Raw genomic sequence first — 26,140 nt, forward strand, 5'->3', positions numbered from 1 at the left:
GCATCGTCAATCGTCACTTGACGGTCGGCACAGGCTCCGCGCAGCCAAACGGTATTGTCACTGCTGCTGGTGCGACTGCCGCCGCTGCTGCTGCAGCGATCGCGTTTGATGACTTGATTGAGTTGGAACACTCAATCGACCCGGCCTATCGCGCTGCCCAGTCTATTCGATGGATGTTTAACGACAATACGCTGAAGCTGTTGCGGAAGATCAAGGATGCCGAAGGCCGCTATATTTGGCAGCCTGCTGATGTCCGCGGTGGCGCACCGGCTTCTCTGCTGAACTATTCGTATATGATCAATCAGCATGTGGCGAATGTTGGCGCGTCTGCCAAGTCTGTCGTCTTTGGTGACTTCAGCAAGTATGCAGTCCGTCGCGTAAAAGAACTCACCACGAAACGCTTGGTCGAGCGTTACGCCGACTTCCATCAGGTCGGCTTCATCGGCTTTGCTCGGTTCGACGGCGAACTGCTCGATGCAGCCGCTGTAAAGGTGCTTGCCCATCCTGCGAGCTAATTGCAACCGCCGCCTCGATCACTCGATCGGGGCGGCATTACATTGAGGGCTTCATGAAAGTCAAAGTCACAACCAGCCTTTCCGGTGAAGGTTTCGATTATCAATGTGGCCAAATCGTCGAACTTGAGACGTTTAAATCTGCGGTAGGTGTCGGCTACGAAAATCTCAGTGTTCCGCACGCTGAACAGAAAATTGAGCGCGCTGTGAAACCTCAAGTTTTCAAGGAAACACGATAATGAACGAGTGGTCGCGATTAGCTCTTGTTACCGCGGCCACGGCCGACGTTGTGACGCTAGCTGAAGCCAAAAAGCAGAGCAGAATTTTCCACGATGACGAGGATACTCAAATCCCCCTCTACATCGATGCCGCTGTTGCTTTCATTGAAGGACCTAACGGCATCGGCGTTGCGCTACGTCCGCAGACTTGGCGCCTATCGCTGGACCATTTCCCTTGCGAAATAACAGTGCCATTTGGCCCTGTTACTGAGATCGTCAGCATTTCCTATGCGGACACTGCGGGTGCTCCAGCGACCTTGACATCATGGCGCGTCGATCTGGATACGCAGCCTGTCCGCATTTGGCCTGCACGCGATACCAATTGGCCAGCCATTAGGTGTGAGCCAGGCGCAGTCAAGGTGACATTTGAGTGCGGATATTCCACCCCACCTGCCGATCTTAAGGCCGCAGTGCTGCTGCTTGCTGCGCACTTCTACGAGCACCGCGTAGCAGTGTCTGAAACCCAAATTTATGATTTGCCAGTGGCAGTTCAGAGCATTCTTGAGCGGTACCGGGTCGGGAGGTTTGCGTGATGTCTAAGAACCGTGGCGCGGGCTACCTCGACCAGATGGTTGCATTCGACAAACGCGAAGAAGTTGACGACGGCGCCGGCAATACGGTTGGGCAGTGGGTAGAGCAGTTCAAGAGTCCTGCGGGATATCAACATTTGCGGGGAGGCGAGGCCGTCATGGCTGATAGGCTCCAAGGCAAACATCCTCAAATCGTCACGGTGCGCTCGAACACCAGCACCCGGGCAATCAGCACCGACTGGCGTGTCAGGGATACGCGCAACTCCAAAACATTCAACATCCGCGATATCACACCAACTTCCGATCGAGCATTCTTGGACCTGCTCGTCGAGTCTGGAGTCGCCAATGGTTGACGGTGTCTCGGCGCTTACTGCCGAACTAACCAAGGTGCTTTCTGCTCGTATTCGCCAAGCCGCAAAGGTTGCAATGGAGCAGGGGGCCGAAGAAGTAGTCGCGATGATGAAGCAGCTTGCTCCTGTCGACGATGGCGACCTCCAAATGTCGATTTCCTGGACGTGGGGAAAGCCCCCTAAGGGCTCCCGCGTGATTGCCAAGAGTAATCCAGATGCAACAGGCGGTCCCATCATCACGATCTTCGCCGGCAATGAGAAGGCTTACTATGCAGCCTTTCAGGAATTCGGCACCGTCAAAATGCGGGCTCACGCATTCTTCTTTCCATCTTGGCGAGCATTGAGAAAACGGGTTAGATCCCGCATTACACGCAACGTCAACAAAGCGATTAAGGCAGGTTCAGCTTGAACGTAAGCGAGGAAATACAGCGCCTGTTGGTCGCGACGTTGAAAGCGGACGCTCAACTTATGGCGTTGATCAATAACGTATACGACCACGTTCCGGATGATGCCGTATCGTTTGCTGACCCAAAGCAAGCCTATGTTTCATTTGGGCCGTTAGACATCGTCGACGATTACGCACAATGCATAGACGGTGAGACGCACACAGTTCAAATTGACGTTTGGTCCAGACAAGTTGGTTTTATCAACGCAAAGAATATCGTTGATCGTATCAAGCGAGTCCTCGCAAGGGCACATCTAAGCCTCACGAGCAATGCTTTACTTGAAACAAACATCACATTGGCCCGTATCTTTCGCGATCCGGATGGTGTTACCAGCCACGGTGTGTTGACTGTTGAATTGATGGTCGAGGTTGCATGATGGCATGGGCAATCTTCAAGGCTGAAAGCAACTGGTCTCGACCGAACAGCCGGTACTCCTTCCATGCACACGCGTTACCGGAACCGCAGGAGCGGCCACGAGATTTCATTGACTACTGCGTGACGAAGGGATGGGCCGAAGAGGCACAATCACCCACGCGCGAAGCGAAGCGAGCCCTGCGCGGCAGTCGCTCGAAGTAACCCCATCACCATCAACGTATTTTCAGGCTGGCGCTTCGCTGGCCTCTTTCTAATGGAGAAAGCCCATGGCACGCGCCATTACCGAGAATTTCCATGAATTTGTACTCGAAATCGAAACCGAAACGCCCGGTACTTACGCTGCGCTGTGCGGCCTGACTTCCCGCGGCATCAACCGAACGAGCAATATGTCCACCTCTGAGGTGCCAGATTGCGAAAATGAAGCCCTCCCAGCGGCAGTTGAGCGCGCGGTGCAATCGCAGGAGGTGACCGTCTCAGGTTCAGGCGTTTGGGCTCAGACAAGCCACGAGCTTATGCTCGATTGGTGGTATTCGGGTGCAACGAAAAACGTGCGCATCAAAAACACCAAGGCTGCTGTGGGCGATACTGAGATTGAGGCTGGCGCAGCCTATTTGGTATCCATCAGCAATCAGGCTGAGCGTGGTCAGAAGGTGACCGCTGAAATCTCAGTTGAATTCGATGGCATTCCGACACGAACCGCCAAGGCTGCCTAATGCGGCAGTCCAAATCAATGGTATGGCCAGGGGGCGAAAATGAGTTCGCCCTCGCCATCGGCGAGCTTCGAGCGCTCGAGCAGCGAACTGGGGCCGGCGCTTTTGTTGTTCTGACTCGGCTTCTAGCATCGCAGTGGAAAGTTGACGACATCGTTTCCACCATCCGTCTCGGTCTGATCGGCGGCGGTATGAAGGAATCCGAAGCGAAACAGTTGCTGGACAATACGCTGGATACGGCCAGCTACCACTCGTTGGTACTGACGGCATCACGTATCCTGGAGCATGCGCTCATGTGGGACGCGGAGGATTCGCCGGGGGAGCTCGCAGCGGGCGAGGCGAAGTAGATCCGAACCCGCTTCCGAATGGTCTCACGCGTTGGTCTGGATATTACGCGGCAGGTGGGGCGATCGGCTTCACTCCGCGAGAAATTGATACCATGACGTTCTGGGAATTTGCGGCTGTCATTGATGGCTACAAACGAGCCAATGGTGTCGAAGATGCTCCGCCTACAATGGACGATGAAAAGCTAGCCGAGTTGGGGATTGTCGGCTTTAGCTCGGGCTAATCACCTTCATTGGGTAAATAGCCTCACTCTCTGATCTTTTGGCGTTTTGTCGCTCCATGGCAAAAAAGTACCCGGCAGACGAAATTACAGCCACGTATGAAACGGCAATCAACGTTTTCAGAAGATTGTCCAATTCCTCCTCCATTTTTTCAGGACATTACAATGGCTGATGAAGAAACAGCAACACGTCTATTAGTACGTATTGAAGTTGCGCAAAACAAACTGGACAAGCAGCTCGCAGCCGTTGCCAAATCCGCTTCCAACGGCGCCGCGAACATTGAAAAGTCATTCAAGAAGGCAGGCACTGGCGTCGTGCAATCTGTCGGTGCTCAACGTGCTGCCGTTTCCAATCTCTCGTTCCAGTTGAATGATATCGCAATGGGACTTGCCTCTGGCACATCCCCGTTCACAATCATGATTCAGCAGGGTAGCCAAGTTGCGCAGGCACTCCAGGGAGGTAAGGGTCTGCTCGGCGCCTTGAAGACTGTGGGCGGAGCTTTTGCGCAGATGGTCAATCCTGTCTCTCTCGCCTCGTTCGCGATGATCGGGGCTGCTGGTGCCGCTGTCGCTTACTTTACTTCTGTCGGAGAAGACACGCCTGCCGCCGACCAATTGATTAAGGGCCACGCTGATTTCATTCGCCAGATCAAAGATGCCTACGGTGAAGCTGCGATCGGTGCCGAGAACTACTCGACCACGAGCAAAAAGATACTTGAGTTCGAAACCCGCGACAAAATCAAGGAGTTCAAATCGGCGCTTACTGATGCAGCCGGTGATCTTTCTGGCCAGCTAACAAGTCTCTCGGTCGATGTGTTTCAGGGCGCCACCTACACCATTGGTGAGGTGAACGGCGCCATCAACAAATTGAACGACAGCGTAGCTGCAGGCAACCCAGACATTAAGAGCTTCATCGATCGCTTGATTGATATCGCCGACCAGCCCGGAACACCCCAGCAAATCCGCGACATCATTAAAGAGATTGTGGAGTTCTGGTAAGGTGAGTGTTGAGGCACAGCAGAAGCTTGCCCAGTTGACCACCTTTATCAACGGCGTTGGTGATGCTGCCGGTAATCAGGTCGGGCAAATTGGCGCCCTGTCGAAAGCCATCAGCACTCTGGCCGGCATTGCGCTGCCGGCGTTGTCCGATATGGAAGCAGCGACAAAAGCCTATACAGACGGCCTGGCAAACGCCAAGACGGTCGAAGAACGCATTGCTTTGGGCAAGGCATTTGGAGATGCACAGCGACGTATATCCTCGTCGCTCATGCCTACACCAGAGGACAAGCCGAACCGTGAAAGCATCGCGCCTGAAAAGGTGACGAAGCCCAAGCGCACGGCAGCAGATAAGGCTCGCGACAAAGAAGTTAGAGATACTGAACGTCAGGCCAAGGCGGTAACCGATTTAATCGACCAGTTGACCTTTGAGAACTCAATCATTGGGATGACTGCAGTCGAGCGCGAGAAAGCCATCGAACTTCGCCGGGTGGAAAAAGGCGCGACCGAAGAGCAGAGGGCTCAAATTTCAGGTCTCATAGACGCGCAGTACGCTGAAAAGGAATCGCTAGCCCAGGTTACCGAGCAGATGGCGATGCTCAGCGATCTTGGTCGTGACACCCTTGGCGGATTCATATCTGATCTTATCGAGGGCAAGAGTGCGACGGAAGCCCTCGGTAACGCTCTGGCGAGAGTTGGCGACCAACTGCTCAACAGCGGCCTCGACCAATTATTCGGTACTGGCGGAAAAAGCGGAGGCTTTGGTCTTCTCGGTTCTCTGTTGGGAATCGGGGGTGGTGGTGGATTCGCTGGTGGCGGAAATCTAAATTACTTCCCTCCAATTCCTGGCTTTGCATCCGGAACGCGGTCTGCACCTGGCGGTTTAGCCATGGTTGGCGAGCGCGGTCCTGAGTTAGTAAATCTGCCCAAAGGATCTCAGGTCACTCCGCATGCCCCATCCATGAGAGCGCTCAAAGGCAGTGGCGGCACAAGCGTTACCTTCGCACCAGTCATCGACGCACGTGGCGCATCGGTTGAGGCCGTCGCTAGGCTTGAGCAGGTCGTTGCGAAACAGCAGCGTGAATTCAAGGCGAATGTGCTGACCACTATGACGACCGCGAAGAAGACACGACAGTGGGTATAGGAAATATTCAATGGCCATAACATTTCCACTGTCGACGGAGTTCCTGCATTCGTTTCCAGGTTGGACTACCGACTTTTCGCTGTTGTGGCGGCAAGAGCAGAGTAGAACTGCAGGCGGCCAAACCTTCGTAAAAGACTTGGGATCGCCGCTGTGGCAAATGTCTGCGCAGTCAAAACCGCTGCAAAGGCCGGTGCTGGATTATTGGCGTGCACGCTTCAGTGTCCTCGAGAATGGTCTAAACCAGTTTTATGCCTTCTCAAAAAGTCGTTGCTATCCGATCGCTTATCCCGCGGGAGTGGGTATGGGCACTGTGACTGGCCTGCAGGTGGATACGATCGCGGCAAGCCGCAAGGCCATCCGTATTAAGAACCTGCCTGCCGGTTACACTGGTAAGGTAGGCGATTATTTCCAGATCGGCACAGGCAATTTGCACCAAGTGATGGAAGATTTCACGGCAAGCGGAGCTGGCCTTTCTCCATTGTTTGAAATCCGTCCGCACCTCTGGCCGCTGACTGCGGTCAACGACGCAGTTGTTGTGGTGCGGCCGTCCTGTCTGATGACGCTTGTGCCTGGTTCTTTGTCCAGCACCGCTGAGTTGAACGGCTTTGGCGCGATCACGTTTCAGGCGATGGAATCCCGCTAAAGGAGAACAACATGTCGATATCAACAATTAGAAATGGTGCCACGATGGTTGTTAACGACGGCACTAGGTCAACATTCCTAATCTTTGACGACGAGACTTCTGCGAAAAGCATCCAACGTAGTTTGAAGAACATCAATACCAAACTTTACGATTGCCGCGTCAGTCTGTATCGAGAAGCCTTCGGTGATCATCCCCTTGGCCTCCAGAACTAGTTCATCCTGCAACTCATCGAGCCAAGGGCCGTCTTGACTGTTGTGCTGTTCGGCAACTTTGCCAAGCAAAATACGGAACGAATGTCCCATTATTACTAGCGCTGCCGCGTAATTATCCTCTGCCGTTCCGGCGGTCATATCCACGGGCGTTAGTTTTTTTTCGTTCATATCCAAGCCTCCGTTTTTGCCAAGGCGACTCTTTCTGAGTCGCACCATCCTTTCCACTAGGTACTTCGCTCTATGCGCAACATTTCGGCCGGCAACCTCGCGTTGCTTCAGGCGCGTCAACTTGTGGCGCGTGACTTCCTATGGATTAAGGCTCGCGAGCTCGGCACAGGCGTACCGTTTAACTACGGTTTTTGGTCTGATGTTGGCGACGTACAGGCGCAGGTCATCAATCCTGACACTGGACTTGCGGTTACGCGCAACTTCGAAGGCTCGGGCTCGCTGGTGCAAATCAGCGATATTCCGCTCGTCGCGAATATCACAGTTCAGCAAGTCTCAATCTCCATGTCGCAACTCGACCCTGGCGTTGAGAACATTGTGCGCGGATACGATCTGAAGCAGGCTGGCGTCGAGATTTATCGCGGCCTATTAGACGTTGCCAGCAGGCAGCTTCTCGTGCCGGCGCTCTGCCGTTTTGTTGGGTTTGTCGATTCGGTGTCTATCAAGACGCCAAAAGAGAATGACGCGGGCAGCATCGATCTCACGTGTGCCAGCCACACCCAAGAGATGACGCGCGCCAATCCAGATACGCGATCGAACGATAGCCAGAAGCGCCGATCGGCAACGGACAATTTCTATCAGGACGTTACCACGGTTGGAGAGACTGAATTCTTCTGGGGTTCAAAGGCAGGTAAGATCACCACCAAGGGCTCATCGAAGCTCGCCACCAATGTTATCTTGAGGGGCGCATGATTAGGCGCGCTACTCCCGCCGACAAGTCGCGCGCCTTGGTCCTTGCGCGCAATTTCCACGAAGCCAGCGGCCTACCAATTCCATTCAGCGCACCGTTCGCTTCTCTCCTGTTTGATGCCTGCCTTTCAGAACCAGACCGCTTGTGTCTGGTACTCGACATAGACGGCGCGCAGGGCGTTCTTGCTGCGCAGGCTGGCTTGCTGCCACTCGCACCCGTCAAAGCCGCTACGGAGCTTATCTGGTGGATTGAGCCCGCACATCGTGGGCGCTCTGCACTGGCGATGCTCGACGCATATGAGACTTGGGCGCGCGAGCGTGGCTGCGTCTTTTCCAACATGGTTGGCCTCGGCTCCGACCCTCTACCTGCACGGCTCTACGAGCGCCGCGGCTACATCGCCGCGGAGCGCCACTTCATGAAGCCACTCTAGGCAGCCACCACAGGCCATGCGGCCGCATTTCTAGGATAAGCACATGGCTGTTTTTACCGGCTTGGCAACCGCCCTGCTAGGCGGCACGTTTCTGTCTGGCGGTCTTGGTGCCATCCTTCTCAAAGTAGCCGTTGGTATCGGGCTTAGCTACGCCGCCAAAGCGCTGGCAGGCAAGCCGCCAGAGGCAGAGCCGTTCAGCGTCAACGGCACGCTACAGTCTGGCGGCGACGTACCCCGATCGATCATCCTTGGCCACACGACCACGGCGGGCTCACTGGTCTATGCCAATTCGTGGGGCAACTCAGGCAAGACACCTAACGCCTACTTCACGCAAGTCATAGCAATTTCCGACGTGCCGATCACTGGCGTCACCCAGCTTTGGGTGAACGGTGAGCCTGTAACGATCAGCGCTACGCTCGACCCTGGCGGACGCGGATACCAGATTGACGAATACCGCACGGATGGCGATGACAACCATCTTTGGATTAAGTTCCACGACGGCACGCAGACAACAGCGGATCCTCTGCTTACTGGCTCTGTCTCGTCGGCAACGCATCCTTGGGAATCGACTCGTATAGGTCACGGCGTTGCATACGCAATCGTCACCTCGCAAGTGGACGCTGAGCTCTTTACGGGCTTCCCGTCATTCAAGTTCGAAGTGCAAGGAGCGCGCCTTTACGATCCATCGCGCGACAGTACCGTAGGCGGCGTCGGCAGTCAGCGGTGGGATACACCATCCACTTGGGGAGGCGACGGCGACGATTTGCCTGCGGTGCAGATATACAATCTGTTGCGCGGCATCACCTACAATTCAAGCTGGCTGTACGGCCTGCAGGGTTTGTCGGCCGCACGTCTTCCGGTTGCCGACTGGATTGCACAAATCAACAAGTGCCGCGCAAATATTGCGGGGCCTGCTGGACCAGAACCAACATACTACACTGGCGGCGAGGTTCAGGTCGGCGCACCTATTGCGGACGCGATCGAAGCTATCCTCACAGGCTGCCAAGGCAAGCTGTCCGAGGCCGGTGGCGTCTATAAGATTCGTGTTGGCGCCCCAGGGGCTTCAGTCTTTGCGTTTAGTGACGGAGATATACTCTCCACCGAAGAGCAGGACTTCACTCCGTTCTTTGGCCTTGCCGATACCATCAACGGCATTAGCGCAACCTACCCAGAACCAGCAGAGGCTTGGAACACCAAGACAGCGCCGGCGCTGTACAACTCAACGTACGAAGCGCAGGACGGCAACAGGCGCCTGATGGCCGATGTCCAGATGGACATGGTGTATCGGGCGAGCCAAGTACAGCGACTGATGAAGTCAGCGCTGGCAGAGGCAAGGCGCGCTCGACGACATACATTGGTGCTTGGGCCTGCGGCGTGGGTTCTCGAGCCTGGCGACGTGATTGTCTGGAATTCAGACCGCAACGGCTACGAAGACAAGCTCTTCCGCGTCGACGGCGTTTCCGATCTGGCTGACCTTGACGTGATGATCGACATCACGGAAGTGGATCCTGCCGATTACGATTGGGATCAAGAGACAGACTACACGCCTCCGGTGTTTGGGCCTGTAGGTCCGGTTCGCCCACAGCCACAGCCTATCGTAGATTGGGCAGCGGTTGGCGACGTAGTTCTCGACAATAACGGCAGCCCAAGGCGACCAGCCATCCTATTGAGTTGGGATGGCGACCAGCCAGACGTTATCGGTGTTGAGTTCGAGGTCCGTCTCGCAACCAGCTTGGTGACGGTCTACAGCGGTCGCATGGATCAGCCGGAGGCTGGCTCCATCCTCATCAGCCAAGGATTGCTTCCGAACACGCTTTACGGTGTGCGAGGGCGTTACATTCCACGCACGCCACGGCCAGTACTTTGGTCGGCATGGCTTAACGTCACGACACCAAACGTGCTGCTTGGCAGTGAGGACGTTTATCTCGGCGACATCGTTGATGAGATTAATGAGCAGCTAGGCGAACACCTTGAGTGGATCGGTGAAAGCGTACACTGGCCGCGCGATGAACTAGAACGTCTCAACGCACTCTCGGCAAACGCTGGTGCGCAATCCGCGCTCGACAAATACGAAATCCTCAAGGAAGTAGGTAGCGTTAGCGCTAAATACTCTCGTGAGATTAAGGTCGTAGCCACGGCAACCGAAGCCGCGGTCATCCGGATTGAAGAGCTAACTGTCAAGGTCGACACAGACATTGCAAATGCCATCAGTTCGCTGTCGGCAAGCATTACGATTGTGGACGGCAAGGCAGAAGCAAACGCCACCGCCATCACTGCGCTTTCCGCTTCGGTAGGCAACTTCTCTGCGTCGGGCTTGTTCCGTACAACGGTTGTTGCCACAGAGGCGGGTGCGCTCTCGACGATCGGCCTGTCTGCTTCGGCAACGGCGGGCGGCACAACCAACACGGCGGCGCTGTTCATCAGTGCCAAGACTGGCGGCATTTCGGAAGTAATGATCCGCGCCGACAGGTTCGTCATCTCAAACGGCACAGACTCGGAATTCCCGTTCATCTTCTCGGGTGGCGTGGCTGTGATGAACGCAACGCGCGTCAACACGATTACGGCGGGAATGCTGCGCTCGAGTGACAGCAAGATGCAGGTCGACCTGACCAACAGGCGAATTCTGATTGCGGACTAAGAACGCTAAGGACAACAAAAAACATGACAAACCGCGTTCTCATTGGTGACTTCGGCGGTGGTGACTATCGTATCCGGGCTTCAAAACCCGGATACGACGTTACCGCTGCACTAGACCCAGAAAGACTGTCATTCGATAGCAGTTGGAAGGATAGCGCGGTCGTATATGCGATCGGTTCTATTACGTATCCTGGCGGGTCGACGGCATACGTAGAGGTGCCGTTTGGCGAGACAATGCCAGAGATACCTTTCGTTTATACGTGGAGGTACAACGGCTCCCTAGACATCACCGCATGCGACGTACTGACCCTGGACATCACCTACAGATCGTATCTGACCATTGGCGTGTCGCAAAATTGGCTTCGCTTTTACGGTGCGCGGCGGAATGTCGCCAACACAGCGTATCTTTCCTACACAGCAGGATACATGATCCTCCGGAGCATGGCAGATGGTTAACCGCATATTGCTCGGCAACCATCCCACATTTGGCATGGGTGGCTACGTCTCAATTCCTGGCGTAGATGTTTTTTCGGCCAATAAATTCCAGTTTTCTTGGAGTACAATTTACGAGCAATTCCAAATTCTGCAGTCTGGCAGCGTCTCCGTATCATATGATGCGCCGGCTGTGGGGTTCTCATGGTCTAACCTTGGCTATTACCCGATTATCTTCCTGTCGAACGACAAGTTCATACTGCAGTTGCAGTACCTTTCGACAGCCAGCGCGCAAGTAGATGTAAGCAACATCGCCGGTGACGCCTCCAGCGACCAGCCTAGCGGCAGCGCTACCGTCTATTATATCGTCACGCGGAGCATATTGCCCTAATGGTCAATCGTTTTTGGACGCAGCCGGGGGTTCTTCGGCTCTCTCGCTCCGGCGTTGATGTAACGGTAGCCAACGACTCCAGCCTCTTATTCAACGGCGATCATGGATCCCCAGCCAAGTTCATCAAGGGTTCGATTGCTGGCAGCAGAGGTGGTGGCGGAACTTCAAACCACACGGCGCTGTTCGGCAAGACGTACTCAGTCAAGCCGTTTGTTATGACCAATGTCATTGGCGGCTCAGGCTCAAGCAATCCCGGTCTTGCGTACCCAATCAAGGGGTTCGGCGACAGCTATACGCCTTGGAGCGATTTCACGTTCTCATGGTCGTGGTTCAAGGTTGATGTTCAAACAGACCGCGTGAACTTCGAGATGATCAGTGCTTCGTCTGCGTACAGCTACACCATCAACTATTTGATTTTCGACTACCGGATTGGGTTCTGATGAGGAGCGAGCATGCTGATACAATTTGATGATCGTGGGTTCATTACCCACATTAGAAGCGATCCCGAAAGCCAAGAAATCATTGACAATTTCGTGGCGAAGGGCGACTGGATGCACCTGCCAGTCATACCTCTGCCTGCTGTGGCGGTTCGCGACGACAACGGCAAGGTAGTGATTGAGGACGGCAAGGTTAAGCGCGAGTCTCCAGGCTACACGCATCTGGTCGTTACACACGACTTCCATTACGTGAAGGATGGCGTGGTGCTAGATCGACCGACGCTGCCCGCTGGCGACGTTGAGATTAAAGCAGACGGCATTGACGCCTATGTGCTTGAAGGCCTGCCTGTGCCTTGCACGGTGCTGATGGATGGCGTTTTGGTAGAGATTGACGACGGCCTGCTGGAATTCTCCACCGCAGACGCAGGCACCTATGTGTTTGAGTCCGTGTTTCCATTCGTCGACGGCGCTAAGATACGAGTGACAGCCACCGAGGTAAGCCCATGAAAATCGAAGGCAAGAAAGACCTTGGCGTATGTCGCGCCGAGGCGAGGGAGGCTGTTGATGCTGTCTACATCCCTAAACTGAACGCAGCCATGGGACCGAAGTTCGCTTTGTATCAGGCGAAGGCGCACTCGGCTCTGGGCGGTATTGGTATCGGGTTCGTTAGCAAGTCTGATGATCCTCAAGAAATCATTGACCGATTCGATGCGCTATCTAAGTGCGTCGCCTCCATCGAATCCGAACGCCAAGCCCTACAGGCACGCATCGACGCAGCCACCACGGCGAGCGAAATCGACGCGATTATAGCCAGCCTCTAGCCACACCGCACATTCCCAATTTTACCACCTGCCTCGCGGCGGGGAGGAGAAGTCATGTCTGAATCCAAGCAGGTGCAAATCGCACCGCAGGCCGCACTCAATGAGTACGCGGCGCTCGTCGACTATTACCGCAATCGCAACCTTCAGTTGGCTCAAGCCATCCATGAACTCTCCGGAACCGTCGAAGTGCTTAACGCCGAACTGGCTTCCGTGCAGTCGGCTCTCGACGCCGAGTTGAATAAGGAAAGTGCATAATGGCAATCAAGCCCGACTATCAGGCTGGTAACGCAAGCGTTGCCGTTGGCGGCACTACTGTCACCTTTGCAGGTGGTGCCAACATCACCGCTGCCACTATCACTGCCGGCGATACCTTCAAGGTGCAAAACCTTGACGCTGTAATTGCTTCGGTCACTGACTCCACTCACCTCGAACTTGCCGAACCATGGTCTGGCACAGCGCTCGTTGCCGGCCCTTACCGCATTCGCTTTCAGCCAGACGGCAGCAGGTATTCCGCTGCGGTTAAAGACCTCGTCGATACGCTCGGCAACGGCAATGTCTTGGCATTGGCTGGGTTGACTGGTGCACTGGACGAGATTCCAATCTTTACCGGCGCTGGGTCTATGGCGACCATAAGCAAGATCAACCTTACCCAGGGAATCGACGTTGACGTTAAGGTCGAGACTCTAGCCGAGCGAGCAGGGTATGACGGGCAGGCGGCCGGATACTCGGTTCTAGTTGCTAACGTCGGAGATGGTCGCTCTGCCGTTTACTTCAAGGTCTCTAACACATCGGGGGACTGGTCTGATCCTGCTTACCTTACCGGACCGAACGGGTCTTTCCAGTCGAAGGGTATTTACAGCGGAGCTACAGCCTACCAGTTGGGCGATGTCGTTCTGCAGAATGGTTCGTCTTGGATTGCTCGCGTCAACACCACTGGCAATGCGCCACCAGCCCTTCCCACGACGTCTAACACGCAATGGTTCTTGCTCTCCGCTGCTGGCAATACCTTCACTATTAAGGGTGCTTACAATCCTGCCACCGCATACCTCAAGGATGATGTGGTAACAGATGCAGGCTCTTCGTGGATAGCGATACAATCCACCACTGGCAATGCACCGCCTGTACAGCCTTCTCAATCGAATGCTTATTGGAATCTGCTTAGCGCCAAAGGCACAGACGGTGCCGTACAAGGTGTCTTGACACCTCAAGGCCGATTGTCACTGGTCAGTGGTGTGGCGGTCCCGACGAGCGACGTGGTTGCTGCCACCACGCTTTATTATGTTCCGTGCATCGGGACTCGCGTTCCAGTCTGGGACGGCACACAGATGGTGTTGCGCGATATTGGCTCAGGTTTATCAGTCGCGCTGTCAGCCACATACCAAGTCGCATTCAATCAAATCGACTGGTTTGTGTTCATGGACGGCGCAACCTTGCGTCTTGGCCACGGCCCAAACTGGTCCGCAGGTGCTGTGGCGGGTTCGCAGTTCGCACGCGGTACAGGCGCGGGTTCCACTGAACTCGAGCTAAAGAATGGCATTTATACGAATAAAAATTCCATTACTCTTCGCTTTGGAACGGTCGCCGGTAACACAGTGACGGTCCCGGCGAGATCAAGCCACATATCTTGGTTCGACCGGTAATGACGGAACCGCTGGTACACTGGAGTTTAGCGCGCTCAAACGTCTGGTTTACAATGCTTACAATCAAACGCCGGTTCCTTTGTCACTTATAGGAACGGGAGCCACGTGGTCGTATGGCACAAACGCCTATCGAGCGTTCAACGGTGACAGTACATTCCGGGTTTCTATCTTTTGCGGACTTCCAACCCTGATCGATCTTCAGGTGAGTATTGACGTAACGACTTCCGGGGCGATGGCGGCATATGTCGCGTCGTTCGGGTTAGATTCCACAACTACAGAAATTGCGGCGGCGGCGGGTCTTGCACGAGATTTGGTATCATCTGCCCCGGGTCAGGTTGTGACTCCAAAATCTCGTTTCGTGGGCGTTCCTAGTATCGGAATGCATCGTTTCTATGCTTTGGAAACCGCGCCGTCTAGTATCGCCGGGACTTGGCGGTTCTTCGGTATCTACGGCATACGGGGGTTCGCGACAATATGAGCGGATACGCTACACTTCAAGACCCGTTCGTTTATGTGACACCGGGTTTCGATGCCGACCGTTGGAATAGAGACACACGGTCGAGAACGATTCGTGCTGCACAGGGTTATACGGCTGGTGAAACAACTGCTGTCCTCATCGTCGCCGGTCAATCACTTGCGGCAAATACGAGCGGCGATCAAGACAACGTTCCGTATGCTCCAACCAACGGTTCGAAAATCGACATGATGCTTCTGGACGATGGCGGAATATATGTCGCGAATGACCCGCTATTGGGCTGCGAAAACAGTTCGCAGGGCAACGTCCAGAATCAGTTCTTCCGCATGGCTGACAAACTCATCACGGCAGGGTGGCGTCAGCGTATCATTCTTATCCCTATCGCTATTGGTGCGACTAGCTCCGCAAATTGGGAGTCAACGCTATGGCAGCGCGTCGTGATCGCAAATGAACGTGCCAAAGCAAAAGGACTGAACGTCGACCTGGTTACATGGCAACAAGGAGAATCCGACTCGTTATTGGGGGTCACCGCGTCTGCTTACACCGCAAATGTCTCATCAATGATCAACAAAGTTGCAGCATCAGGGGTTGCCGCCCCTTGGATGGTGGCGAAAGGGTCGTATGCAAGCGGATCTGTCTATCCTGCTATTCAAAATGGCCAGATCGCTTTGTGGGACTTGCCAAACGTATTTCAGGGACCGGACACTGACACTCTGACCGGTGCGACAAACCGTATTGGCGATTTAACGCACCTTAATGCAACAGGGGCAAATGGTGCATCTGGGCTATGGCGAGATAAAATTCAGGCAGCCTTGCCGTAGTGATTGATGCCCTGTCGAATGTGCCTAAATATCGTTTGCAAAAACGCTGATTCGGCTAGAGATGCAGGGTCAAGAGATAGCTTGCGTACCACATCGTCCCATAGGACTCGATCTAACCTCGACCGTGAGTAAATGGCCTCCAGGGTGGTCGGGTCCATCTCCTTTGAGATGTCTGTTTGTTTGCTGTCATCAGCGGACAAGGTAACGTTTGTCCGTGGCAGGTCATATGGTTTTTTTAAAAAATCACTGATCTTGCGATCGAGGTGCTTATCTTCATTTATGCCGACAAAGTCTAGGGTGGCGACAGCTCGCCTTGCGTCCGCTAGAAGACTTACATCCGCTTCGTGTGGGATGTATGAACCTGTTGGAATAAGACGATGTTTCCCTAACAGCATTCGGGTTACTACGTTATCAGTGCGAGATGCAGTGTGAGGGTTGGTTAAGAACTCTCCAAGCGGGCAATCTGCATGAGCGACATGATCTGCCCATGCACCCCAATTGCTCAATTGTTCCCTGGTAAACGTCCTGAGATATAACCATTGGGATAGCATGCGCGATCTTGGTTCCCGCATCACTGTGAAAACCCGCCGCGCAGCAAACTTGGTTCGAATGGTCGGTAATGATAGATGACCTGATACTACCTCAACGCTTGGGTCAAAATGGGCGAGCGGAAGATGGATTATTTTAGATCAGATCACTTCGTGAATGGTATCGAACTCATCAAAACTACCAAAGAGAGATCCGTCGTAAAGGCCAAGTGACCTTGACTTAAAGTCGGCTAGTTCCAGCCCCATCGAAACAGAAGAACCCGCCGATTTGGGAATATGTAAGAATGCGAGCGCGATCTATCTGCGGCGCACCGTCACGCCTAAACAATCGTCTTAACGTCGGATTTCTAATTCCAGCCAGCATTTGATCCTCCTGAGACGAATACCCAATACGATCTTTCCAACCTTATGCAACCCAGACGCGCATTTATTTCGCGCGAAGCTAGACAACTCCATCCCACAATCAGGAAATGACAATGAACAGAGCGGCAGCGCTGCGCTTGGTCGTGCGCCTCCGCCGATGGCTTGCCTGCGCGTCGCTCGATCTCGTCATAATAGTCATGCTGTTTCGGTATGTGCTTTGCGCACCAGAGCGGCAGGCACGCTACTAACCACCAAGGAAATACCCATGCGTCCAATCAAAGAATTGATCTGGCATTGCACAGCCACGCCTGAAGGCAGGGAAGTGTCAGTCGCCACCATCCGCCAGTGGCACAAAGAGCGAGGCTGGTCCGACATCGGCTACCACAAGGTGGTGCACCTTGACGGCACTGTCGAGGATGGCCGCCCTGAAGCAACGGTCGGAGCCCACACGGCAGGCCATAACACTGGCACGATCGGCTATGTCTACGTTGGCGGCTGCGACGCCAAGACGAACCCGAAAGACACCCGAACCGATGCACAGAAGAAAGCGATGCTTGCGCTAACGCGGCAGGCAATCGCGAAGTACGGTCTGAAGAAAGTATCGGGCCACAACCAGTATGCAGCGAAGGCTTGCCCGTCATTCGACGTTCGCAAGGATCCGCTCGGGAAGTTGGTGTGATGGCGGGGCTACCGGCAAAACCATCACGGACCACAACCAAGCGGCTAGTCTACGGCAATAACATTGCTGCGTGGGGTGTGCTCGTAACGGTTGCGTTCCTCGCTCCAGCAGCCGTTGGCGACGTTGCTTGGCCGCTGGCCTTTATCATCGTCGGCATTCTCGGCTTCTACACAGGCACGGGCAGCTTTGATCTGCACTCGCTTGCCAAAGTCGCACAGGCACGCGGCACGCCACCCTACGCACCATACGACGGACCTCCGCCAGTAGGAGAGGGTGAGTAAATGCTCAAATTCTTTAATACAGTCACTGGCGGATACGGCACGCTGATTGCCTACGGGCTTGCCGCGGGCTTGGTGCTGGCTGGCCTCTGGTACGTCTACGACCTCGGTGGTGACAACCGCCAGTTGGCTTGGGAAGCCAAATACTCCACCCTCGTCGCAAACTACGCTTCGGCCGCACTGGCTGAAGGCACGCGGCAAGCCAACGCCAATGCAGACGCTAAGGCAGCGGAAGCCACAGCTATTGCAACGATCGATGCGCAGTCAGTCGCACTCCAAGAACTACACAGGAAATTAAAAGATGAAGCGAGTAGCGACCCTACTTCTACTGACGATTGCCTTAACCGCCCTGCCAGGCTGCGCGTCAATCAGGTCAGGTAATGTTGCGCCGGCACCCAAGCCGCAACTGGCACAACCGGACAGCAAACTAACAGAACCATGCGCCAAGCCCGTCGACGCGACCAAGGGCAAAGCCGAAGACCTCTGGGTTCAGGACCGCATTGCGCTGGTCGAGTGTGGCTCAGGCAAGAAGGCGCTCGTTGGATTTTATGCTGATCGAGATGCACGACTAATGGGAACAAAGAAATGACCGGGACCGAACTTATGGCCGCGATTGGCTTCTTCCTCATGCTCATGGGGACCATTGCCGGCGTATGGCGCCGCGTGGAAAACAGAGTGGACTCTGCCAAAAAAGAAGCGATGGAAACCGCCAATTCCGCATCCCTCAAGGCAGACCTTGTGTCTGCTCAACTCCAGGAGCATCGCATACACGTCGCGCAGGAATACGTTTCGAAGGCTGGCAATCGAGAGCTAATGGACCAGGTAATGGACGCTATATCGGCCGTTCGGCAATCTGTTGACGGGCTATCTGGGCGAGTCGACAGGATTCTGGAGAACCAGGCCAAGGGCAGCACTCGACCGCGGGCGTAAAAATAAATGACGCCCCGACCGTGTGGCAGGGGCGTCAATGTCTTGAAAGGATGTTAGGCTGCGTAGCGCCTAATGTTCGCGTTAAGCCAGGAAACGCCAGGTGGCAGAGCACCATACGTTCCCCAATCTGCGCCGTGAGTCAGGGGTAGGACGATTAGTCCATCATCCTTATCAATCACAGTCATAAGCTGGTCGCGTATCGCCGCCGCCCCAGAGCTGGAGCTAAACAGCCACACAGACTCTAGCACTTTGACCGCGCCAGAGTTTTTTAGAAGGGCCCATAGGGGCTCGTAGTTTCGCTGCTTTCGCAGGTCATATGATATTAAAAAGTGGTTCATAGTTTAAAAGCCTGTTGCACGAGTGGGCCTTCAGGACGTATGACCAAGCTGCGACCCTCGGCGCTGAGTCCCTGACTACACCCGTTATCAAACTAAGTGTCGACAGAAGGCGGGCAGCGATTTCGCTGCTTGTCTTTTATTCTATGATGATTCATATCGGACGCAAGATGCTGTGAGAACAAAAGGGGATTTATCCCCTTTTGGCACAATATATTGTGTCATATATCGGATATCGGTTTTGCGCTTTATAACTGCCGAAGCCTGGCTAGCCTGTCCTTAATGTCTGGTACAAGCCTCAGCGCGTCTTTGTAATGAGCCTCAGACAGGTCGACCGTCCCGTTGGCATCGCGGTGCTCAAACTTGTACGTTCCAGCCTCATATTGTTTTATGGTGTGCTCGTAATTTTCGAGATCTTTTTCAAGTCGTTCGATTTCGGTTTGCTTATCGTACTCATTCACGGTTTTTACTCCCTTTCTATCGCGGCCTTCGGTCCCTCGCCAACGTACGCTTCTTCCCCCACCTTTGCAGCTTGCCGGTCGATGGCGGTCTCTGCATCGGTTCAACGTAGATACCTGCTTCCCTTGCAGCTTCGACAAATGCCACACGGGCAACCGCAGCCGTGCATCCTCCCTCGAAGCACTTCAACAGTATTTCCAGGCAGTTCAGATATTTCGGGCCATGTTCCTCTTCCGGCCATTGCTCCGTTATGTACTTGGAAGCGTCATAGACCGAATCGATATTGAATGTCTTGGCACCCTGCAAGACAGAGACGATTTTGAACGGCTTGTAGTCTTCGTAGTCGGCCATGGCCAGGAAACGGTATCAGAGCTGGCCGTTTCCGGCATTAATCCATTCGAATGATCTGACCATCACGCTGTTCGAAGGTGCCGAGCGATGGGGTGAAGGTTTCAAATGGTGCACCCTAAAGACGATCCGTTTCAATCTACGATTTCGGTGGAGTGTATCTAGTATTTATGTTACGATTACATGTGGGATATTGATTACGCATAAATACTGCTTGATAAGATTCTGAATTTTATCATCTTGTTGTATGCAGGTAGGTGGACCGTGCGTCAAATTCTTGCAGTGAGAGGGGCTCTTCTAGTATTAGCGTTTAGTCTAACGCTAGCAGCTCCTGCGGCGGCAGATTTCTGGGACGACGTCGGAGATGCGCTCGATCCTAGAAACCATATTCCTACTCCGAACCGTCCCCTCCCGGGGCCAAGGAAGATTCCGGGCACAAATCTTCCCATTCCTCAACCGCCTACTCCTCAGGAATCGCTGGAATGTATACAGCGGCCTGATCGATGTATCAAAGGGGCACCCGCACAGGCGCTTTGGCCAATAATCGACACCTATAAAGAGCATCTGTTTTCACAGGTGAACCGTTTTCAAGGTTTGCCACGTGATTTCATAGCGGTTTCTCAGCAATACTACCAAGTTGACCTAAAAAAGGTAGGTTACGCAACCGGAATTGACACGGTCCACGGAGACGCGATCACTTGGAACAACCGGATTTTTTTTCCAGAAGCCTCATTAAATTTCGCGAAATTTGCGGACGTGCATTTGATGCTCCACGAGTTGGAACATGTCGTTCAATACAGGCGGAAGGGGGAAAAGCAATTCCTAACAGAGTATATCAGCGCGGTTCCGGCGGAGATAATCGCTTGTCAGTGTTTTAACGTCCACGATCTCATGAGTATCGAGCAGGCGGCGGAGTCGAAGGCTGATCAGATTGCGGACTCAATATTTAATCAACTTGCTTCGGCTAGGGCCGGGAATTCCAATTCCCAACGGCCGCCAGCCGGATATGACCCTCTGCCTCAGGCGCAACGATGGGCTTCCACTTGTCGAACGCAGGTTGGTATTTGCGCGCTGAATGGCGTTCAGCGAGGATTTCAGTGTTATTGTCCGACTCCAAACGGGTGGTATCCTGGCGTCGCCTACTAAGAGGACAAAAACTAAACAACAACTCGCATGCCTCGTTGACGATTGTCTTATCGCGTCAACCGTGCCTGCCGCATGCAGATGGATCAAATTCTGCGGCTTCATGGCTTAGCAATTGGCACGCCGGCTTGATGGAAAAGATACGGATTAAATCCGGCCCAGCTAGGCTTGACGGCATCGCGGAATATGTTCTTATTCTGTTCTCATGACAAGAACAATGAAAACATTAGGGCAGGCGGCTCGCCTAGGCATGTTGGTGCGGGTGATGTGCCGCAAATGCGAGAAGGTTGGCTTCTTTTTTGCAAGCGATCTGGCCAACGTGAATGGCCACGGCCGAACGTTCGAGAGTTTGAGGTTCCGCTGCAAGGAATGCGATGTCGTCGATTGCGAGGCCGTCCCCTTTGAGGATGACCGCGACCGGGTCAATAAGAAGCGAATCGTCTGGCGTCCGGTGCCGATGTGAGTGGATCAGACAACGGAACGATAGGCGCGCTAATCGACCACGGGTACACGCTGTGGGTGCACTGCCAAGCGCGCGGTTGTCATCATTCCCGTAAAATGGATTTGGTCGATTTGGCCGGGCGGCTAGGGCGGAATCACGGTGCCTTGCATTGCGATCTGGTACCAAAGATGCGGTGCTCGAAATGTGATTCAAAGCACGTAGGGATTTCTACGACGCCTTATTGAGGGTGGAGGGGCAGATATTTCTCGATAAAACTGCGCTCGGCATCCCCATATACGAACCGCCTTGTCTTGCGAAGTGTTTCAACGTTCATACGATGAACAATCTCTCGGGGCGTGTTTGTCGTCATTACGCTCCGGACGATGTCGCCCGCATCTGTGCCGAAGAAAACACGTGTTGGAGATAAGGGCATAGCGATCAAAGTGCGGGGATTGTACAAATCGTTTACTCGGCAAAACGGATCATCTCCCAACAGTAATCGGCGAGATGCAGCCGTAACATCCCTGACATGCCATTGGAGGTGGATGATGCGGTCGATAGCTCTTTCATTGTCGAGCAACCTAAGAAGGGTTTTCAATCCGAAATTTGCTATTCGGCTAGGCGCATGGTTTTTGGTCCACTCAAATAGTGTTTTCTCCGGAGCGTTGCCCTTCAACGCCACAAACTCGTCGATGTCCTTTGACAATTCACGCTCAGCAATCTGGGCACCCTCAGCTTTCAAACGCGCGATGACATGAGGGACACGAAACACCGATGCGTTCAGATACATTGTCCACCAGTACCTCTCAACAACGGTCAGCTTGGACGCCCCTTGATTGATGAGTTTCTCTAGTATGGGGCTTGCTTCTGTTTCTATCTTTCCAAATACCTTCGTCTCAATCTGTTGGACCTCATCGGATATCACCTCTTCAAGAGCGTAAAGTCCGGGGACATAGGCGGTTGCCGCTGTAGTGACAGGCGATCTAACTAGTTTATTATTAAATCTTATCCGCTCCCACTGGAGGAGTTTTTCGTCGCGCCCCTCCCATCTTTTTAGGTGGAATTGGGGGACGTAATGGTGATCACCTTCTTTGCTCATATAGCGCTATTAACAGGGTCAACCGTAGGTTGGGAAGGCTTTGAGCTTATGATAACGGTCTGGAAATAAACACCAAATCAACGATCTCGGAATATTGCACCATGAGCGTCATCAACGTCTCCAGAGAAGCCGTGTACGCGAAGCTTTGGGAAATGCCGATGAAGGAGGTGATCGAATTTTACGACACCGATTATCACCAGCTTCGGACCTTTTGTAATAGGAACAAAATCCCTACGCCCCCTTTGGGCTATTGGAACAAAGCGGCTGCCGGAAAGCCATTGCCGAAGCGACCCGCGTTGGAGCCAATGACCTATTACCAGCATGCTCTTCAGACAGGCTTCAAGAAGCGGGCTGAACGTGGCGAGGCGCGGGAGGGCAAAGCGAAAGAATACGCGCGCAGATTCGCCAAAATAAAAGTCCCGGCACTCCTAAGCCGCCCCCACGAACTGGTCAAACGATTTACGCGCGGAGATTATAATTCCCAGCACTACAACCATGAGAATGCGAAACAGTATGATCCGCCATTCTCGCCGGGTACAAACCGAGCACTGCGAAACCTTGACACACTCCTTAAGGCGCTCGAATTAGAGGGCTACAGATTTGAAGAAGATAAAAACTGGTGGATTGACGGTGTCTCTGGCCCGCACAGGATTCATTTTAGATTCCGCGAACAATACCGACAGGTGAAGGTAACGCATCCAATACGCACTTCCTTTGCGACGGAGCTCGAAAGAACACTCTATCGCCTGACCAGACGAGACACCTCAGTGACTCTGGAGCCAAAGGGCGTTGTGGAGTTCTCATCGTATTCCTTGGGTCTCTGGACTGATAAAGAGTTTTTGCCCTTAGAAGCGCAACTGCCCAAGCTTCTTGCCGCGGTTCTGGCGAGTCGAGACGCGGTCGTAGAGGAGGCTAAGGTCGGGGCCCATCGTGCAGAGGAGAGGGCTCGCCTAGCCGCTATCAAGGAAGCGGAGCTGCAAGAAAAGGCCAGGGATCAAGCATCATGGAATGCATTTACTGCGATGGCAGACGCTTGGGAAAACAAGACCAAACTGCAGTCATTCTATTTCGCGCTGCGCTCGCTGCCAACTCAGGGAGCGACCATAATCGGCGATCGGTCAATTGAAGAATGGAAGGAATGGCTTGAGCAAAAGATTGCCGAGAGGGATCCACTTGGGGCTGGGGCGGAAGAGGTGTTCCGAAAGTTAGAAGCGGCGAGGAATGGCGGTTAGACCGCGCACTCCCACTTATCGTCATCCTTCTTCTTCATAGCCTTGTCGAATACCCCGTCGATTGCGATCCTATCGTAGACGAGCCTACCACCCCATTGAATGGGGCATGACCCCGGCCTTTACGAGAATGTCAAACAAGCTCGGGCTTAGGCCAGCGTAGCCAGTAGCCTGCACGCGATTCAATCCGCGGGGCGTGATGTCTGGTTTGGGGCGAGCGGTCATGCAGTATTCCTGCGAGCATCGCGCTCGCGTCGCCATTTTTGGAGGGGTGATTCCGTCGCGACCTCGTCGACGGCAAGACCAGCCATTGCATCGAGCTTGGCATCGATCGCGCATTTGTCCCATCGACGTGTGCCTGGAACCGGATTTGGTAGGTTTCCTTTGCGTACCCAATCGGAGAATGCCGATGGCTTCAGGCCGCAATACTTTGCGGCTTCTTGGCGTGTAAGAAGGCGTTTGTCTAAGTGGTCTATCATGCGACCGAGATTAGGACCGCGGACGGGTCCTAATCAAATAGGCGGACTTATAACCTATAGGTTTGCGCCTATATCCACAGGGATATTTTCTCGTATCATTCTCCTAAATCTTCTTGCGGAATCCCTTGACCTGCAGGAGCATCTCTTCCATTTTTTCGATTGGCCTTGTCAGCGGCAATGGCTTTCACTTTTTCTAATCGTTCTGTGCGCCGGTGGCGTGCAACATACCATTCAGAGAACAGCATTTCGATTAGTTCAATTAATGCTTGTGCTTCTGTTGGATCAACATCGATGATAAAGCCAATGTCTTTTTCCATGTGAGCCCCGATGTTGCCTATGCTGCGCACGGCATCGATTGCGTCCAGGGTTTCAGACTCAACGCCCTTGGGCGCGTGGCCTTCTTCATCAAGCCTTCTCAGTTCTTTGATTTCGTCAATTAGCCGACTTTTGTGGATTTTGCAAAAATCCCTGATCATCCCTTGGAGACATCGTCTTGAGAGTGTCGCCGAGGCTTTTGGGCTCAATTCACGTATCTTACACGCTTCCAAATAATCTTCACGAAGAGGTGCGGGAATGTAACTTGGCTGAGGCTTTGCGCTTGATTCAGGACGAAGATTCCATCTACCCAACAATGGCGCTATTGGCTCATATTCGCCAGACTTCCTTGAAAGTTCGGCGCCGGTTAACTGGGCAATTACAGTTACTTCATTGCATGATGGGGAAGCGCATCGGATGGACACAATCCGAATTCCAACAAGGCCGTGCACAGACTTGCCTATGCCCAATGGTTCAAATGTCGTGTCGTGATTTTCGCTTATCACCACCTGATTGCGGTCACAGAAGGGGCACACCCACTCAAAAGAACTCATGCACCTGTTCCCTTCCTCAGCCTAACACCAACGCCCTCACCATTCTCCGGAACGAAGATCACGCCGGCAGATTCTAGGGCAGCCTGAATGGCTTGCATGGTGCTCACGCGAGGATCGGTGTCGCCTCGCTCTATATTTTTGATGCTCATCTCCGATATGGACGCAGCCTTAGCCAAGTCCGTTTGTTTCCAGCCAATAAGTGCCCTGGCTGCCCTTATCTGAGCGTGCGTTATCATGGCTCTTACATAAAGCATGGCAGACCTCACGGCAATAAAAATAACCGTAAGGGTTATATTTGTTCTTGACGGCTATTAAAATAACCCTTACGGTTAGCATTATAGACCCTACAGCAACCACGAGGAGCCCACGCAATGCCAACCACCGAAATCACACCGAGACCCGCCTTCGCAGTGTCCGATATGGCCAGCCTTCTGTCCCAACTCCACACAGCAGCTTATGTCGATTCAGGGATGCCAGAAGCAGCGATGGATGCCGTGATGAACGCTCACCACGCGGTAATGGCCGAGATCGTCAAGACGCCGAGCGCTGACTACAGCGAAGTACGTGCCAAGTCGTCCGCCCTCGCCATCCTGTTAAAATCAAACGAGGAGGCCGGCACATGGGACAAGGACATCAATTACCTTTCGCAGAGCATCGCAGCGGACAACGCGCGGCTCTCAAAGCACCGCGAGCTCTTTCTCATGGCCGCCGAATAGCGCCGCCACTCACCATTTTATGGCTGGGCAACCTGCCATACCCGCGCCGGCGAAAACCGGGTAACTCGAGGAGACTGCCAATGAACAGAAGAAGACCGACATCCATCAATGCAGCCGCCATACTTGCGCGCAGAAGAAGAAGACACTGACCTTCAAAAACAGTCGCGGTGCATTTAGCTGTGGTGGTGACAATGCAACTCGACTGGACCGGGCGGGTATCCGCATGTGGCGGCTCCTTCCTGCCCGGTCACCTACTGGACGCGTAGCACAACTGGATAGTGCGGGAGATTTCTACTCTCCTGGTTAGGGTTCGAGATCCCTTCGTGTTCGCCAAACAACCACCGCGCCATACGGGGCGAGCGAGAACCACGGTGTCTCGCCCCAGCTGACTCCTATCCGAAGAGCGGCTCCAATGGACGGCGGGGCCGAACGGTTGGACCAGCGGCGTCCTTTCCATGTCAC

36 protein-coding genes and 1 tRNA gene are annotated in these 26,140 nt (G+C 53.8%); 31 read left to right on the top strand and 6 right to left on the bottom strand.

Translation table 11 applies throughout. The features are described 5' to 3' along the window. The first annotated feature begins 2 nt into the window (after window positions 1-2). The 11 genes from N8E89_RS09255 (at window position 3) to N8E89_RS09305 (ending at window position 6,549) form a co-directional block, all read left to right on the top strand. A complete protein-coding gene (locus N8E89_RS09255; protein ID WP_262261872.1) occupies window positions 3-515 on the top strand; it encodes a phage major capsid protein in 513 nt (170 codons plus the stop codon). Between the two features lie 53 nt (window positions 516-568). Further along, window positions 569-751, top strand: coding sequence for a hypothetical protein (locus tag N8E89_RS09260; RefSeq protein ID WP_262259701.1), 183 nt, complete (start codon window positions 569-571; stop codon window positions 749-751). Beyond that, the gene (locus tag N8E89_RS09265; protein ID WP_262259702.1) at window positions 751-1,323 is read left to right on the top strand and encodes a head-tail connector protein; all 573 of its coding nucleotides are present in this window, start codon (window positions 751-753) and stop codon (window positions 1,321-1,323) included. Before N8E89_RS09260 ends, N8E89_RS09265 begins: the two co-directional genes overlap by 1 nt. Beyond that, window positions 1,323-1,673, top strand: coding sequence for a head-tail adaptor protein (locus tag N8E89_RS09270; RefSeq protein ID WP_262259704.1), 351 nt, complete (start codon window positions 1,323-1,325; stop codon window positions 1,671-1,673). Before N8E89_RS09265 ends, N8E89_RS09270 begins: the two co-directional genes overlap by 1 nt. Next, window positions 1,666-2,079 carry an HK97-gp10 family putative phage morphogenesis protein gene (locus N8E89_RS09275; protein ID WP_262259705.1) on the top strand — a complete coding sequence of 138 codons (414 nt, stop codon included), beginning with the start codon at window positions 1,666-1,668 and terminating at the stop codon, window positions 2,077-2,079. The genes N8E89_RS09270 and N8E89_RS09275 overlap by 8 nt, the downstream gene beginning before the upstream one ends. Further along, complete coding sequence (locus N8E89_RS09280) at window positions 2,076-2,492, top strand: DUF3168 domain-containing protein (RefSeq protein ID WP_262259706.1); 417 nt, start codon at window positions 2,076-2,078, stop codon at window positions 2,490-2,492. The genes N8E89_RS09275 and N8E89_RS09280 overlap by 4 nt, the downstream gene beginning before the upstream one ends. Window positions 2,493-2,757: 265 nt before the next feature. Beyond that, window positions 2,758-3,204 (top strand): phage tail tube protein, encoded by a 447-nt coding sequence (locus tag N8E89_RS09285; RefSeq protein WP_262259707.1) that lies wholly within the window; start codon window positions 2,758-2,760, stop codon window positions 3,202-3,204. Between the two features lie 17 nt (window positions 3,205-3,221). After that, window positions 3,222-3,548 carry a gene transfer agent family protein gene (locus N8E89_RS09290; RefSeq protein WP_262259709.1) on the top strand — a complete coding sequence of 109 codons (327 nt, stop codon included), beginning with the start codon at window positions 3,222-3,224 and terminating at the stop codon, window positions 3,546-3,548. A gap of 383 nt (window positions 3,549-3,931) precedes the next feature. Further along, entirely contained in the window at window positions 3,932-4,765 is an 834-nt protein-coding gene (locus tag N8E89_RS09295) for a phage tail length tape measure family protein (RefSeq protein ID WP_262259710.1), read from the top strand. Beyond that, window positions 4,692-5,906, top strand: coding sequence for a hypothetical protein (locus N8E89_RS09300; protein ID WP_262259711.1), 1,215 nt, complete (start codon window positions 4,692-4,694; stop codon window positions 5,904-5,906). Before N8E89_RS09295 ends, N8E89_RS09300 begins: the two co-directional genes overlap by 74 nt. A 10-nt stretch (window positions 5,907-5,916) precedes the next feature. Continuing rightward, entirely contained in the window at window positions 5,917-6,549 is a 633-nt protein-coding gene (locus N8E89_RS09305; protein WP_262259712.1) for a hypothetical protein, read from the top strand. A 77-nt stretch (window positions 6,550-6,626) separates the two neighbouring features. Here the strand turns inward: N8E89_RS09305 and N8E89_RS09310 are convergent, their stop codons facing one another. Further along, window positions 6,627-6,929: a hypothetical protein gene (locus N8E89_RS09310; RefSeq protein ID WP_262259714.1), complete on the bottom strand. Its 303-nt coding sequence runs from the start codon at window positions 6,927-6,929 to the stop codon at window positions 6,627-6,629. A 72-nt stretch (window positions 6,930-7,001) separates the two neighbouring features. Here N8E89_RS09310 and N8E89_RS09315 point away from each other — a divergent pair, with 72 nt between their 5' ends. The 15 genes from N8E89_RS09315 to N8E89_RS09385 all read left to right on the top strand — a co-directional run bounded on the left by N8E89_RS09315 (window position 7,002) and on the right by N8E89_RS09385 (window position 18,559). Continuing rightward, complete coding sequence (locus tag N8E89_RS09315; RefSeq protein WP_262259715.1) at window positions 7,002-7,679, top strand: hypothetical protein; 678 nt, start codon at window positions 7,002-7,004, stop codon at window positions 7,677-7,679. Next, window positions 7,676-8,107, top strand: a complete 432-nt coding sequence (locus N8E89_RS09320) for a GNAT family N-acetyltransferase (RefSeq protein WP_262259716.1) — start codon at window positions 7,676-7,678, stop codon at window positions 8,105-8,107. Before N8E89_RS09315 ends, N8E89_RS09320 begins: the two co-directional genes overlap by 4 nt. Window positions 8,108-8,150: 43 nt before the next feature. Then, a complete protein-coding gene (locus N8E89_RS09325; protein ID WP_262259717.1) occupies window positions 8,151-10,745 on the top strand; it encodes a phage tail protein in 2,595 nt (864 codons plus the stop codon). Between the two features lie 447 nt (window positions 10,746-11,192). Continuing rightward, a complete protein-coding gene (locus N8E89_RS09330) occupies window positions 11,193-11,567 on the top strand; it encodes a hypothetical protein (RefSeq protein ID WP_262259719.1) in 375 nt (124 codons plus the stop codon). Further along, window positions 11,567-12,007, top strand: coding sequence for a hypothetical protein (locus N8E89_RS09335; protein ID WP_262259720.1), 441 nt, complete (start codon window positions 11,567-11,569; stop codon window positions 12,005-12,007). Before N8E89_RS09330 ends, N8E89_RS09335 begins: the two co-directional genes overlap by 1 nt. A 12-nt stretch (window positions 12,008-12,019) precedes the next feature. Continuing rightward, window positions 12,020-12,511: a hypothetical protein gene (locus N8E89_RS09340; RefSeq protein ID WP_262259721.1), complete on the top strand. Its 492-nt coding sequence runs from the start codon at window positions 12,020-12,022 to the stop codon at window positions 12,509-12,511. Beyond that, on the top strand, window positions 12,508-12,825 hold the full coding sequence (locus N8E89_RS09345) for a hypothetical protein (RefSeq protein WP_262259722.1): 318 nt from the start codon (window positions 12,508-12,510) through the stop codon (window positions 12,823-12,825). Before N8E89_RS09340 ends, N8E89_RS09345 begins: the two co-directional genes overlap by 4 nt. Window positions 12,826-12,879: 54 nt before the next feature. Continuing rightward, the gene (locus N8E89_RS09350; protein WP_262259723.1) at window positions 12,880-13,080 is read left to right on the top strand and encodes a hypothetical protein; all 201 of its coding nucleotides are present in this window, start codon (window positions 12,880-12,882) and stop codon (window positions 13,078-13,080) included. Next, window positions 13,080-14,465 (top strand): hypothetical protein, encoded by a 1,386-nt coding sequence (locus tag N8E89_RS09355; protein ID WP_262259724.1) that lies wholly within the window; start codon window positions 13,080-13,082, stop codon window positions 14,463-14,465. Before N8E89_RS09350 ends, N8E89_RS09355 begins: the two co-directional genes overlap by 1 nt. A gap of 474 nt (window positions 14,466-14,939) precedes the next feature. After that, entirely contained in the window at window positions 14,940-15,761 is an 822-nt protein-coding gene (locus N8E89_RS09360) for a sialate O-acetylesterase (RefSeq protein ID WP_262259726.1), read from the top strand. A gap of 1,024 nt (window positions 15,762-16,785) precedes the next feature. Further along, a complete protein-coding gene (locus N8E89_RS09365; protein WP_262259728.1) occupies window positions 16,786-16,920 on the top strand; it encodes a hypothetical protein in 135 nt (44 codons plus the stop codon). A gap of 17 nt (window positions 16,921-16,937) precedes the next feature. After that, window positions 16,938-17,351, top strand: a complete 414-nt coding sequence (locus N8E89_RS09370; RefSeq protein WP_262259730.1) for an N-acetylmuramoyl-L-alanine amidase — start codon at window positions 16,938-16,940, stop codon at window positions 17,349-17,351. Further along, window positions 17,351-17,632 carry a hypothetical protein gene (locus N8E89_RS09375; RefSeq protein ID WP_262259732.1) on the top strand — a complete coding sequence of 94 codons (282 nt, stop codon included), beginning with the start codon at window positions 17,351-17,353 and terminating at the stop codon, window positions 17,630-17,632. Before N8E89_RS09370 ends, N8E89_RS09375 begins: the two co-directional genes overlap by 1 nt. Continuing rightward, window positions 17,633-18,010 (top strand): hypothetical protein, encoded by a 378-nt coding sequence (locus N8E89_RS09380; protein ID WP_262259733.1) that lies wholly within the window; start codon window positions 17,633-17,635, stop codon window positions 18,008-18,010. A 204-nt stretch (window positions 18,011-18,214) separates the two neighbouring features. Beyond that, window positions 18,215-18,559 carry a hypothetical protein gene (locus N8E89_RS09385; RefSeq protein WP_262259734.1) on the top strand — a complete coding sequence of 115 codons (345 nt, stop codon included), beginning with the start codon at window positions 18,215-18,217 and terminating at the stop codon, window positions 18,557-18,559. Window positions 18,560-19,142: 583 nt separating this feature from the next. Here N8E89_RS09385 and N8E89_RS09390 read toward each other — a convergent pair. Then, window positions 19,143-19,355 (bottom strand): hypothetical protein, encoded by a 213-nt coding sequence (locus tag N8E89_RS09390; RefSeq protein WP_262259736.1) that lies wholly within the window; start codon window positions 19,353-19,355, stop codon window positions 19,143-19,145. Window positions 19,356-19,371: 16 nt separating this feature from the next. Further along, on the bottom strand, window positions 19,372-19,704 hold the full coding sequence (locus N8E89_RS09395) for a DUF982 domain-containing protein (protein WP_262259738.1): 333 nt from the start codon (window positions 19,702-19,704) through the stop codon (window positions 19,372-19,374). Between the two features lie 573 nt (window positions 19,705-20,277). Between N8E89_RS09395 and N8E89_RS29290 the strand changes: the two genes are divergently transcribed. Then, a complete protein-coding gene (locus tag N8E89_RS29290; protein WP_410010366.1) occupies window positions 20,278-20,847 on the top strand; it encodes an eCIS core domain-containing protein in 570 nt (189 codons plus the stop codon). Between the two features lie 214 nt (window positions 20,848-21,061). Beyond that, complete coding sequence (locus tag N8E89_RS09400) at window positions 21,062-21,307, top strand: hypothetical protein (RefSeq protein ID WP_262259739.1); 246 nt, start codon at window positions 21,062-21,064, stop codon at window positions 21,305-21,307. A 217-nt stretch (window positions 21,308-21,524) separates the two neighbouring features. Here the strand turns inward: N8E89_RS09400 and N8E89_RS09405 are convergent, their stop codons facing one another. Further along, a complete protein-coding gene (locus N8E89_RS09405; RefSeq protein WP_262259740.1) occupies window positions 21,525-22,385 on the bottom strand; it encodes a DUF4238 domain-containing protein in 861 nt (286 codons plus the stop codon). A gap of 101 nt (window positions 22,386-22,486) precedes the next feature. Between N8E89_RS09405 and N8E89_RS09410 the strand changes: the two genes are divergently transcribed. Then, window positions 22,487-23,617, top strand: coding sequence for a hypothetical protein (locus tag N8E89_RS09410; protein WP_262259741.1), 1,131 nt, complete (start codon window positions 22,487-22,489; stop codon window positions 23,615-23,617). A 571-nt stretch (window positions 23,618-24,188) separates the two neighbouring features. Here N8E89_RS09410 and N8E89_RS09415 read toward each other — a convergent pair. Then, window positions 24,189-24,962, bottom strand: coding sequence for a DUF4145 domain-containing protein (locus N8E89_RS09415; protein WP_262259742.1), 774 nt, complete (start codon window positions 24,960-24,962; stop codon window positions 24,189-24,191). Further along, on the bottom strand, window positions 24,959-25,216 hold the full coding sequence (locus N8E89_RS09420) for a helix-turn-helix domain-containing protein (RefSeq protein WP_262259743.1): 258 nt from the start codon (window positions 25,214-25,216) through the stop codon (window positions 24,959-24,961). Before N8E89_RS09420 ends, N8E89_RS09415 begins: the two co-directional genes overlap by 4 nt. 117 nt (window positions 25,217-25,333) lie before the next feature. On the opposite strand from N8E89_RS09420, the gene N8E89_RS09425 reads away from it, so the two are divergent. After that, window positions 25,334-25,678, top strand: a complete 345-nt coding sequence (locus tag N8E89_RS09425; RefSeq protein ID WP_262259744.1) for a hypothetical protein — start codon at window positions 25,334-25,336, stop codon at window positions 25,676-25,678. A gap of 256 nt (window positions 25,679-25,934) precedes the next feature. Further along, window positions 25,935-26,011 (top strand) — tRNA-Arg (locus N8E89_RS09430). Window positions 26,012-26,140: the final 129 nt, after the last annotated feature.

The organism is Phyllobacterium sp. A18/5-2 (genome assembly GCF_025452215.1).
Classification (GTDB): domain Bacteria; phylum Pseudomonadota; class Alphaproteobacteria; order Rhizobiales; family Rhizobiaceae; genus Phyllobacterium; species Phyllobacterium sophorae.